The sequence below is a fragment of the Leekyejoonella antrihumi genome, from assembly GCF_007845645.1.
In the GTDB taxonomy this organism is placed as follows: domain Bacteria; phylum Actinomycetota; class Actinomycetes; order Actinomycetales; family Dermatophilaceae; genus Leekyejoonella; species Leekyejoonella antrihumi.
Genome location: NZ_VCQV01000040.1, coordinates 33,004 through 43,471 on the forward strand (window position 1 = coordinate 33,004; position 10,468 = coordinate 43,471).

Annotated in this window: 12 protein-coding genes; 9 read left to right on the forward strand and 3 right to left on the reverse strand. The window is 65.3% G+C overall.

Annotated elements, in window-relative coordinates; translation table 11 throughout:
* Positions 1-225: 225 nt before the first annotated feature.
* Together FGL98_RS21040 and FGL98_RS21045 are read right to left on the reverse strand one after the other, a co-directional pair.
* On the reverse strand, positions 226-1,482 hold the full coding sequence (locus FGL98_RS21040; RefSeq protein ID WP_146320197.1) for a tyrosine-type recombinase/integrase: 1,257 nt from the start codon (positions 1,480-1,482) through the stop codon (positions 226-228).
* A complete protein-coding gene (locus FGL98_RS21045) occupies positions 1,482-2,057 on the reverse strand; it encodes a helix-turn-helix domain-containing protein (RefSeq protein ID WP_186526295.1) in 576 nt (191 codons plus the stop codon). Before FGL98_RS21045 ends, FGL98_RS21040 begins: the two co-directional genes overlap by 1 nt.
* Positions 2,058-2,161: 104 nt before the next feature.
* On the opposite strand from FGL98_RS21045, the gene FGL98_RS21050 reads away from it, so the two are divergent.
* From FGL98_RS21050 to FGL98_RS21090, 9 genes are all read left to right on the forward strand, one after another.
* Positions 2,162-2,437 carry a helix-turn-helix transcriptional regulator gene (locus FGL98_RS21050; protein ID WP_222432313.1) on the forward strand — a complete coding sequence of 92 codons (276 nt, stop codon included), beginning with the start codon at positions 2,162-2,164 and terminating at the stop codon, positions 2,435-2,437.
* The gene (locus FGL98_RS21055; RefSeq protein ID WP_146320201.1) at positions 2,434-2,826 is read left to right on the forward strand and encodes a P-loop NTPase family protein; all 393 of its coding nucleotides are present in this window, start codon (positions 2,434-2,436) and stop codon (positions 2,824-2,826) included. Before FGL98_RS21050 ends, FGL98_RS21055 begins: the two co-directional genes overlap by 4 nt.
* A 760-nt stretch (positions 2,827-3,586) precedes the next feature.
* Positions 3,587-4,843 (forward strand): AAA family ATPase, encoded by a 1,257-nt coding sequence (locus FGL98_RS21060; protein WP_146320203.1) that lies wholly within the window; start codon positions 3,587-3,589, stop codon positions 4,841-4,843.
* Between the two features lie 94 nt (positions 4,844-4,937).
* Entirely contained in the window at positions 4,938-5,276 is a 339-nt protein-coding gene (locus tag FGL98_RS21065) for a hypothetical protein (protein ID WP_146320205.1), read from the forward strand.
* A complete protein-coding gene (locus FGL98_RS21070) occupies positions 5,260-5,817 on the forward strand; it encodes a hypothetical protein (RefSeq protein WP_146320207.1) in 558 nt (185 codons plus the stop codon). The genes FGL98_RS21065 and FGL98_RS21070 overlap by 17 nt, the downstream gene beginning before the upstream one ends.
* Positions 5,814-7,076: a relaxase/mobilization nuclease domain-containing protein gene (locus FGL98_RS21075; RefSeq protein ID WP_146320209.1), complete on the forward strand. Its 1,263-nt coding sequence runs from the start codon at positions 5,814-5,816 to the stop codon at positions 7,074-7,076. Before FGL98_RS21070 ends, FGL98_RS21075 begins: the two co-directional genes overlap by 4 nt.
* Positions 7,077-7,122: 46 nt before the next feature.
* On the forward strand, positions 7,123-7,557 hold the full coding sequence (locus FGL98_RS21080) for a hypothetical protein (RefSeq protein WP_146320211.1): 435 nt from the start codon (positions 7,123-7,125) through the stop codon (positions 7,555-7,557).
* Between the two features lie 48 nt (positions 7,558-7,605).
* Positions 7,606-8,211, forward strand: a complete 606-nt coding sequence (locus FGL98_RS21085; RefSeq protein ID WP_146320213.1) for a recombinase family protein — start codon at positions 7,606-7,608, stop codon at positions 8,209-8,211.
* A gap of 552 nt (positions 8,212-8,763) precedes the next feature.
* Positions 8,764-10,032 carry a hypothetical protein gene (locus FGL98_RS21090; protein WP_146320215.1) on the forward strand — a complete coding sequence of 423 codons (1,269 nt, stop codon included), beginning with the start codon at positions 8,764-8,766 and terminating at the stop codon, positions 10,030-10,032.
* Between the two features lie 206 nt (positions 10,033-10,238).
* Here FGL98_RS21090 and FGL98_RS25935 read toward each other — a convergent pair.
* Positions 10,239-10,468 (reverse strand): hypothetical protein (locus tag FGL98_RS25935; RefSeq protein ID WP_222432314.1); only part of this gene is annotated, 230 nt, incomplete at its 5' end.

The following is a 10,468-nucleotide window of genomic DNA, read 5'->3' on the forward strand; positions in this document are numbered from 1 at the left end:
TTAGTGATCTCAATCACGTTTTAAGAGACCCTTTCAATGACATCTTAAAATTCCATTCTAGCACTCTGCATGAACCGTCGAAGTGGCCCTTCGATGCCTCACGCCAGGATGATTGCCCTAACCGCTCGTCGCTAGAAATACCAGGGGAAGTACTGCATCCCGCATATGCGCAGTTGGCATAGTTTGTTGCGTCCGAGCCTGTTGCTCCACCAGCGGTTATGCACTTCAGGCATGTTTGTCTTGTTGAATACCGTGGACGCCATTCGTTCCTTTTGCGCCCGGCATGCGCCCTGTGGCACCTTCCGCTAATGCCTGTCGCGCCATACCGGAGGCCGCGTCACGCGTCCGATCCTCGGCGGTCGGCCAGAGGTGACTGTACGTATCCAGCGTCGTGGTGGCGGAGCCATGTCCCAGGGCGCGCTGGACGGTGACGACGTCGCAGCCGGCGGCGATCAGCCCGGAGGCGTAGAAGTGGCGCAGGTCGTGCAACCGAGTGCCCAGCGCCGTCGCGGTGCGTACGCCACGCCACCGCCAGGTCACCGAGTTGTCGTGCCATGGCTTACCCTGATTGTCGGCGAACAGCCAGCGGGTCGGCTCACCATCGGGAGTGAACCTCTTGATGTGCTCGGCGAGGATCTGGATCAACTCATCGGGGAGGTAGACCGTCCGCTCAGAACCGTACTTCGGCGGCCGGACCATGACCTTCGTCGAGCCCGTCGCCTCCACAATGCCCATGCCAGCGGCTATGTCAGCCGGCTTGGCGCGCTGGACCTGTCGGCTGACGCGCAGCTGGCGGCGGAGAAAATCGATGTCGTTGACCTGGACCCCCAAAGCCTCTGCTCTGCGCAGGCCGGCGAAGGCACAGAGCGCAACGTACGCACGGAATCCGACTCGCGTGGACGTCCGTTTCGTCTGGTCGGCGTTGGCGATCAGCAGACCCACCTCTTGCGGTGTCGGGATCACCATTGCCGCCTCGGCCTTCTGCTTCCGGGGCAGCACGACTCCGTGGGCTGAGTCCTCTGCGATCACCTTGTCGGCCACCGCCGCACGCAGAACGGATCTCACGATCACGAAGCGCGTCTCGATGGTGGTCGGCGCAAGGGTGCTGGACATGTGCTTCACCCACGCCTCGACGTGGCTCTTGCGGATCTTCCGCAGCGGAAGGTCCTCGAAGGTGCAGCACCTGACCGCCAGGTCGGCATTCTCCCTCGAGTTGGACAGCCAGATCTGGTTGCGGCTCCACTCGCGGTAGAACGCGGCGAAGGTGATCTTGCCAGCGCTCGGGTCGACGTATCTGCCGGTCACGATGGCAGCCGTGGTCTCGTCCAGCCAACGCTGGGCATCGACCCGGCGGCCAAAGTTCTTCTTGTGCTGTCGGCCCGCCTCATCGCGGTAGCGGGCCACCCACCGTTCCGCTTCGCGGGCGTCGCCGGCCTTGTCCTTCCAGCGGATCGTCTCCTTCTTGATGCTCTTGCTGGCCATCAGAGCTGATCCTGCCGCCAGGTATCGGCCAAGTCTTTCTCTGTCTCACGTCGTTCAACCGCGGCTTCGGCATCAAGTTCATCCAGGAGCATTTCATGCTCTTCGATGGCGCGACGCCTTTCGGCGGCACCCTCCGGATCGTATTCGCGTAATACCGATACCCGGCTCGAGTAGAGATTGACCGCATTGCGCAGTTCTCGATGCAACTGCACGAAGCGCGAGTGCGTCAGTTCCAAGTCAGTTCGGAGCTTCAACACCTCCTGCTCGGCCTCCCTAACCTTGTGCTCGGCGCGGTCGGCCGGGGACGGGTCATCGAAGAACTCGCGCTGTGAGACCCCCAAGGCCACTGCGAGCGGGGTCAATTCATCCAATGTTGTCGGTCTACTGCCCGCCTCGAGCTTGGCGATAGTCGTCTGGTGGTAGCTCCTCCCCCACTGACTGAGCCGGTCGGCCAGCTGTCGCTGTGTCAGGCCGGCCGCTCTTCGGAGTTTCTTGACCCGCCGACCGAAGTCGATTGCGGCCTCCTCCAGCGCTTGCTCATGTCCAGGGCTTGACTCACCCTCAGTATTCGCCATGCGCACAAACATAGTATGCGTCAGACGGTTGTGTCCATCGCTGAGTCGAGCTATCGTTATGCGAGTTACGCATACCATCGACAACCTCACTAAGGATTATCAGCATGAGCCAGTCAAACCTCCCGGCAACGCCGGATGAGTCCCCCGCACTACACACCGGATCCCTACTGACAGACGTCCAGGTCCAGGCACTCACCGGGGTGGCGGCCGGCACGCTGCGCTGGTGGCGGCACCAGGCGTCACACGGACACGAGTCTCCCGGCCCGAAGTGGTTCCGTCTGGGACCGAAGGCGATCCGCTATCGGCGGTCCGATGTCGAGTCGTGGGTCGACGAGCACTACGCCAACGCTCAGTGCCCGCCCGATCGGGTGACATCATGACCGCCTTCGAAGGCTCCAATCTCATCCCCTCAACACCGGGGAAAGACACCGTCGTCGGCCTGCGCGCCTGGGCGTCGGGCATCCTGCCGACCGAGGCAGGCGTCGAGCTGCTGATCAGCGCCGTCGACGGACGACTGCTCCACGGGCCGTGGATCCGGATCGCCACCGATGACACATGCACCTGCTTCGACGCGACGCTCGCCGACGCGGCCGGTGAACTGTCCGGCGGCGAACGACGCATCCTACGGATCGCCGCGTCGTTGGCCGACCCGACGTGCATGGTCGCACTGGCCGATGTGCTGGTCGGTCTCGACGATCGTCATGCCCGGCTCGTCCTGAACGCCGTCGCGCATGCCGCTGGTTGGTCAGGGGCGGTGGCGACCTCATGAACACCGGTCGAATCGCACGCCCTGAACGCTCGCTGCGCTCGCTTGGCGTCAGAGGCGATGGTGGCTTCACGAGCGCCGAGCGAATCGGATATTCGGGACGCTCGCTGCGCTCGCTTTGGTCGTGGTCGGATGGAAGTTCGCATGTGGCTGACCTGACCTGTTCCGGTCGGGAACAGGTCAGGGTTTCAGCAATCGCCCAGATCGCCTATTCCGACCCTCGAACCGTCCTGTTCTTCCTGTTCCCTTATAGAGGGGGAACAGGGAACAGGACGTTTCGGCCTTCCGCATCGTCCTGTTCCCACCTTCGGGAACGGGACGGAACAGGGGAACAGGACGATCTGTCACGGTCCCCTGACGCACATGGGAACAGGACAACGTCAGCATGCGGCCGGCACACGGTCGGCGCACGGTCAACGCATAGCGCCCCTGACCGAATCAACTCACTGGTCTGCGTCCAAACGAGCCTCTTGCGAGCGAAGCGAGTCCCAGTGTCTGGCGAGGCACGAGCCAGGGCCGCGCGGAGGGTTTGTCCCGTGCGCGGGCTTGCCAACAACAAGACAACATCAGCCTATGGTCAGTTATCAATCAGGCTACGGTCACCTCGAGGTCTCCTGACCGAATCGGCTCACTTGCCTACGACCAAGACAGTTTCTGGCGAGGCACGAGCCGGAGCCGCCCGGAGGGTTTGTCTGGCACGCGGGCCTGCCCGCGCTGCCCGCGTCGAGCTGGTCCTGCTGGCCCCGGTGCTGGCGGTGGTCGCATGCCGGTAGAAAACGAAGAACGCCGCCCGGGCGGGGCGGCGTCCATGGTCTCCAGCGTGGTGGCGGGCGACTCCGGCAAGTTTATCGCAGGCACGTCTTGGTGTCCCGTCGAGTTGGGCGACATCGTCGCCGGCCTTCAGTCGGGCACCCTGTCCACTCCTCGCCCGACCGTGGGCCGTCTGGCCGACGGGTCGAACTGGCTCTACGCGGGACGGACGAACGGCCTGGCCGGCGAGTCCGGCTGCGGCAAGACCTGGACGGCGCTCCAGGCCGTGGCCAGCGAACTGCAGGACGGGAATGCGGCGATGGTCATCGACCTCGAGGACAACGAGATCGGAGTCGTCGGCCGGCTCCTGTCGATGGGCGTCAAGCCATGGGACATCGTCGACCCGAAGCGGTTTGCGTACATCCACCCGGACGAATCGTTCAAGCACGGTGCGAGCGTGGTCGAGGACAGCCTTGACCGGTTGAAGCCGACGCTCGTGGTGCTCGACTCGACAGGCGAGTCGATGGCCTTGGAGGGATGCGACCCGAACTCCGATGACGCCGTCGCCCGGTGGTTCCAGCGGATCGCCACTCGCATCGCGCGGCGCGGACCGGCTGTCCTCCTTCTCGACCATCTTCCGAAGGCGAAGACCACAGCGCCTTCACCCATCGGATCGCAACGTAAGCGCGCTGCTCTCTCCGGCGTCCAGTTCATCCAGGAAGTGAAGACAGGCATGGCGTTCGCGAAGGGTCGCGCGGGCGAAGCCGTGCTCACGTGCACGAAGGATCGCAGCGGCCACTTCGTCACGGGACAGGTCGCCGCGAAGCTGATCGTGAATCCGAACGAGTCGATGGCCGACGGGTCGGGCTGCGATGTCCTGATGACGCCCGCAGACGACTCCGCGTGGGCTCCGACGAAGTACATGGCTGAAATCTCCGTGTTCATGGAGAAGACGCAGTCCACCCAGTCGACCACGGTGATCTGCCAGGCGGTCAGCGGCAAGAAGGCCACGCTCATCCAAGCACTGAGCGTGCTCGTCGACTCGGGATATCTCTCGCTGAGCAGCGGACCGAGCGGCGCGAAGCTCTACGACCTCGTGCGCCCGTACAAGAACGGCAACCCGATCACGGTTCCTGCCAACCACGACGCGCACGACAGTGGCCCCGGATCGCACTGCACGGAGCACGAGTGGCACGCGGGTCAGACGTGCAACCCGGGATGGTGCCACTTCGGGCACCACGGCCGGTGCAACAAGTTGTCGGTCGTATGAGCGTCCCACCGGACCGGTGCAGACGGGCCCCGCCCCGCGGGTCTCATGCGCTGACCCGCCCTCCAACAACCACAGATGAACGAAGGAACGAATCATGAGCAAGAACAACGCTAGGACCGTCGAGCAGATGGAGATCAAGCGCCGTGAGCTGGACCGCCAGATCCGGGCCGCGAAGAGGGCCGAGTCGAAGGCGGCCAAGGAGGCTCTGCTTGCTGCACGTCAGGAGCTGGGCGTGTGGCTGACGAAGTCCGTCGGCGCAGACGACGCCGAGGCCGTGCAGACGCTTCGTGCCACGTTGGAGTCCGGACAGATCCAGGCGCTCCTGCGTGAGCGGATCAGCGCCGAATCTTCGGACACCACAAGGCCCGTCGAGGTATCCGCGCAGAGCCCGGATCACGTCGAGGGCGGTGACTGCGATGACGACGATCACTGAGCACTCCCCGGGGGTCCAGGGGGCGCGGAGCGGCCCCCTGGCAAGCAGCGGTCAACGGTCCGAGCGAAGCGAGGTGTCCGACACCGCTACTGCTTGCCCTGTCGTAGATGCGATCCACACACCGTCGCAGGGCGCTTCGGATGATCCTGGCGTCGAGAAGCCTTGCCGTCGTGGCCGGTCGAAGATCGATACACGCTTCGACGAGGCGACGTTCGAGGCCGTTCGTACTCGCGCGGCGCGGCTCGGGCTGCGGCCGAGTACCTGGCTCAAGCAGGTCGCTCGGGATGCCCTGGATAAGCGCCGAACGGACGAGGTCGACGCCGCCGTGGGTTCCGCGCTGCTGCAGATCGAGGCGCGGGTGCAGGTCTCGGCGGATGCTCGCAGGCTGGCCGCGCAGGTGCGTCCGCTGGCGATCAACGTCAACGACCTGGACGCCCGCGCGCGCGCCGGTCAACCAGTCACGCTGAGCCCGGACGTTCCGGAGCTGATCGGCCTGTTGCGCGAGGTCCGTGAGCTGCTCGGGGACCGGGTCGCGTCATGAGCACGACGTACTACTCTCCGAGCCGCTCCGCGGCCGACTCCGAGGCCTACGTCCGCGGCCAGGACGACTCACGCGGTGCCGCGATCTCGTGCGACGTGCCCGGCGGTCCTGGCTCCTGGTCGCGGGCCGCCCGGGCGCTCGCCCAGGCGAACAACCGCCAGGTCGAGGCACTGCACTACAGGCAGTCCTTCAGCGCGGGAGAGTTCGACCCGGACAGCCCCGAGGACGTCCAGCGGGTCAACGACCTGGGGTACCTGTTGGCGAAGAAGATGCACCCGCACTCCGATGCCCTGGTCGTCACGCACCTCGACGGCAAGGGCGGCCAGCCGCACAACCACCTTCTGATCATCAACCACCACCGCGAGACGGCTCGGGCGCTGGACAACTACCGCACCCATCGAGACCGCCCGGACCAGGGCGGACAGCGCGGCGTGCAGTCAGCCAACGACGAGCTGATGCGCGAGCACGGCCTGTCGGTCGCCCGCCGGCCGCAGCTGGCTCCGCAGGACTGGGAGATCCGCTGGGAGGACTTCACGCAGGACGGTCTCGACCGCGAGATGGGCGACCGGTTCCAGGCCGCGCTGGACGATCCCCGCTCGGTCAACGAGGACGGCCTGCGGGCTGTCCTGGAGGACCAGAACCAGCAGACCGACGAGCACGGAGATCGGGTGCCGCGGATGCGCCTGATCACCACCACGCACAAGAAGACCGGCGACCCGGTCTGGACCTTGAAGATCCAGGACCGCCGCGACGACTCCCGCCGAGCCGAGCGCCGGGCCCTGTGCTCGCGGCTGTCCGCCGACTTCACCCCGCAGGGCGCAGCCGCGTTCTTCGACTACCACCAGCACATGAAGGAGCAAGACGATGACCGCATCGCTCGACAGGCTGAAGCGGCAGGACGCGCAGCAGCGGCAGCAGAACGAGCACAACGGGCCGCAGCAACCGCTCGAGGCCTCCGACGCCATGATGACCGTCTTGACCTCGATCCTGGCCGCCGACGAGAGCCGGAACGAGCGGATCACGGAGCTGGGCGAACAGGTGAAGACGCTGGCCCAATACGTTCAGAACCTGCGGTCGACCTGGTCGCCGTCCAGCAGCAGGCCGCCGCAGACCGCAGGCGTCGAGAACAGGCTCGACGCGATCGAGACGACGCTGGCCACGTTCCTGACCTCGCTCGACGGCGAGAACCTGAACAACGCAACCCAGGCTTTGCTGACCGAGGCGAAACGGAATCACTCGACGACGACTTCAGCATGTAACCGGCTCACCGCGCAGGCCGCCGCGAGCGACGAGCTCGTCAACCAGGTGCACGGGGCCGTTCAGCGGATCCAATCGCAGGCCGCGGCATCGATCGAGCAGGTCACCCAGACGGCGGCAGAGTCCGCGATCACCGCGGTGACCGAACGCGTCGACTCCGCCCACGAGAAGGCCGAGAAGGTCATGGCCCTCGCCGCGAAGATCGAGGCCCGTCAGCTCTGGACGGCAGCCGGTGCCCTGTGCCTCACGCTGCTACCCGCAGCGACCGTCGCGCTCGGCGGAATCATCGTCGTCTCGGGTGTCGTGTTCGGCTGGCAGATCGCCATGACCCCCCAGGCCGCCACGTGGCTGCGAGTCGTCAAGGGCATCGGGGCCGGCCTCGGGACCGCGTGCGCCCTCGCCGGGCTCGCGTTCGCCGTGCGATGGGTCGCTGGGTACGTCGGCCAGTGGAAGACGACCAGCCCCGGCCGGCGGCGCGGGTAGCCCTCGCCAAGCACCCACACCGCCACCGTGAAGACAAGGAGCAAACGCATGAAGTTCGGCTACACGAGGATCTCGACCAGGGACAAGCAGGTCGACGATCTGCAGCGCCGGGCGCTGGTCGAGGTCGGCGTCGGCGAGGACCACATCTACTCCGACCAGGTCTCCGGGTCCAAGAAGGCCAGCACCCGGCCCGGATGGTCCGACCTGGAGGTGCGCCTGCGCCCCAGCGACGAGCTGGTCGTGTGGCGGATCGACCGCATCGGACGGTCGATGATCGACGTAATCACCACGGTCAACGACCTCATCGAACGCAACGTCGTGATCAGGTCACTGTCCGACGGCATCGATCCCTCCACCCGTGAGGGCCAGCTCATGCTCAACCTCATAGCCACCTTCGCCGAGTACGAACGCGGACTGATCCGCGAGCGAGTGCAAGGAGGCGTTGACGCAGCCAAGGCCCGCGGGGTGAAGCTCGGACGGCCGGCCGCCGACCCCGACGAGCTGGCCCGCAAGGTGCGCACCGTGCAGCACCTCGTCACCAACGAGGAGCAGACCGTCGCGGACGCGGCGAGGATGGTCGGCTGGTCCAGGGCCACCTACTACCGCCACCACAAGGCGGTGGGCTCAGAAACGACGCAGGATTTCACGGGCTAGAAACTTGACCCTGTCGTCGTGTTCCTCGCGACCATGCGATGACCCGGCAATCGAGTCCCGGCATCTCCAAGCAGACCTGACGCACCGAGTGCACCAGTCCGGCTGCAGAACGTCGTCGGCCGGTAAGGGCTCCCCGTAGACGAGGGCTCCGACGACGCCGAAGCTACTCACCGTCGGAACTGGAGCCTTGACAATGGCGCTGTTGACCGCTTGGCACCCCCACGGTGATCCCCAGTGCTTCTTCGTACCGGTACCGCCGCCAGAGCTGACCACGTCGTAGGCGGGCACCTGAACGCAGTACACGACGGGCTCTCCGAACACGTCGGGCGCGATGAAATGAGACGCGGCCCGGGGCCTGCGCCGACACCGGTGACAGGTATCAGACGCGAGGAAGTCGGCACTCAACGTCAGCGCGGCCGCACGCCGCTCCTCGTCGGTCTCGTGACCCTCGTCGGCATCGTCACCATCGATGGGCGCCTTGGCCCACCCGACCAAGCCTCGTCTCCGCCACCCATGATGGATTGGCGACCAGCGCAGCGGGCCGCGGTATTCGTGGTCGAGCACGACCGCATAGAACTCACTGAACAGATCCGTCGAGAAAGCGGTCACACGGCGACGGTGCCACCCCTCGATGTCTCAGAAACCCCGGATAGCGAAGTGGCCGAAGATGAGACACCGACCCGCCCCGAAACCGCGCGCATAGACCCGACAAGCAGGCTGTCTCGCCAAGGTGATGTCTACGAGACATCCATACACGTAGTGCTCGCCGAGGCCCTACTCCCGGGCACCTCGCAGGCGGGGCCAACTGACGGATCGACACACGAAGCAGGCGGGCGGGCGCTCCACGGCACAGCCTTCGCCCGCCTGCTCGATGTAATCAGTGCGGAAACCTATGGTGGTGTCGTGTCGAACTTCACGGGATCGAGCCCGGTCGAGGAAGAGCCAGTCATACGCGGTCTCACGGCTCTTCTCCAACTGGGCCGGTCGCGCGAGGAGATAGTCGCTGCCACCCTCGGTTACAGCGACCAGGGCGAGCCGCAGGTACTCGTGCTGGGCGTGCAAGGAAACGTCGAGATCGTCACCCCCGATGGTGACGTGCTACTCGATGTGGGCCACCGCGACGTCCGAACTATCCGCCTACTTCCCGACGTCGGCGTCGAGGTCTGCCTGAGCGGAAGAGCACCCGTGTCCTTTCATCGCAGCCGCTGGGTTCATAGAACTCCAGACCACGCGGCTGCTGAGCTGGAAGACCGGTGGTTGGGCTGGACTCCCGTGACGCATTCCGGGTTGCAGCTGAACCCACTGCCATGGCGAGAGGAGGACTACGCCTACTCCGTCGGCAGAGTCATCACAGAATCGGCCCAATGTGACATCGTCCTTGCTCAACTCGTCGCGTTGAGCCGAGAGTTGGTCGACAAGCCACCGGGAACGATCCACGCCGCCTCCGGTAAAGAGCTCGGAAACGCGCTGCACGAACTAGCCGAGCTGCCTGCTGGCTGCAAGATCGACACCGCGAAAGCGGAGCTTGGACGACTGGCTCAAAGATATCTTGCCGCCTACGACGAGCGGAACTTCGCCGTCCATGGCATCCGTGCCACTGATGAGAACGGCCACCCCACCGACCAGGTATTCAAGGTCAGCAGGCCAAAGAAGGGCCAGCCGCCGGAGGTGACGGTCGACGTCCGGCTCCAAGACTTCGAACGACTCGCGCAGGTCTGGTATGAGTTCTATGACCTCCGCCACGAGGCAGTCCGCGCGTTGGTTCGGCTCACCGCGGCGAGGAAGACAGCCGTCTCTCGAAAGCCCGTTGCCGACCGTTGAACCGCGCACTCAACATCAGCGCTTCGACGCCTGGCCCCAATAGATGTACCGGTCCGTTCCCAAGTAGGGCCGCGTTGCCGCCTGCCACGTGGGGCGGATGTGCCGTTCGAGTTCAACGACGTCAGCCGTTGAACTCGAACGGTGGGGGCGGTGACCAGCGCTCCTCGTCGTCCTCCGTCCTTCCGGCATCGCCGGTTCGGTCGACTTCATCGCAGCCAGGACATGCGTCGCCGCGGACGGCTTTGAATCTCTCCTGACTCGTGCCACTTTTGGTGATTTTCGTTGATCGGCTCGCGTTTGTGCTGGTCAGCGGGTTGCGAGTGGGTGTGCTGACACACTAATTGCCTGGGTAGGGTCAGGCTCATGGTGTTCGTGCGGAAGGTCAAGACCGCCTCGGGCGCCACCGCGGTCCAGCTCGCCGAGCGAACCGGCGGAC

Coding starts and splice junctions, on each gene's coding strand:
- FGL98_RS21040 (WP_146320197.1), bottom strand. CDS start 1,482: ATGGCCAGCAAGAGCATCAAGAAGGAGACGATCCGCTGGAAGGACAAG.
- FGL98_RS21060 (WP_146320203.1), top strand. CDS start 3,587: ATGCCGGTAGAAAACGAAGAACGCCGCCCGGGCGGGGCGGCGTCCATG.
- FGL98_RS21085 (WP_146320213.1), top strand. CDS start 7,606: ATGAAGTTCGGCTACACGAGGATCTCGACCAGGGACAAGCAGGTCGAC.
- FGL98_RS21070 (WP_146320207.1), top strand. CDS start 5,260: ATGACGACGATCACTGAGCACTCCCCGGGGGTCCAGGGGGCGCGGAGC.
- FGL98_RS21050 (WP_222432313.1), top strand. CDS start 2,162: ATGAGCCAGTCAAACCTCCCGGCAACGCCGGATGAGTCCCCCGCACTA.
- FGL98_RS21055 (WP_146320201.1), top strand. CDS start 2,434: ATGACCGCCTTCGAAGGCTCCAATCTCATCCCCTCAACACCGGGGAAA.
- FGL98_RS21045 (WP_186526295.1), bottom strand. CDS start 2,057: ATGGCGAATACTGAGGGTGAGTCAAGCCCTGGACATGAGCAAGCGCTG.
- FGL98_RS21075 (WP_146320209.1), top strand. CDS start 5,814: ATGAGCACGACGTACTACTCTCCGAGCCGCTCCGCGGCCGACTCCGAG.
- FGL98_RS21065 (WP_146320205.1), top strand. CDS start 4,938: ATGAGCAAGAACAACGCTAGGACCGTCGAGCAGATGGAGATCAAGCGC.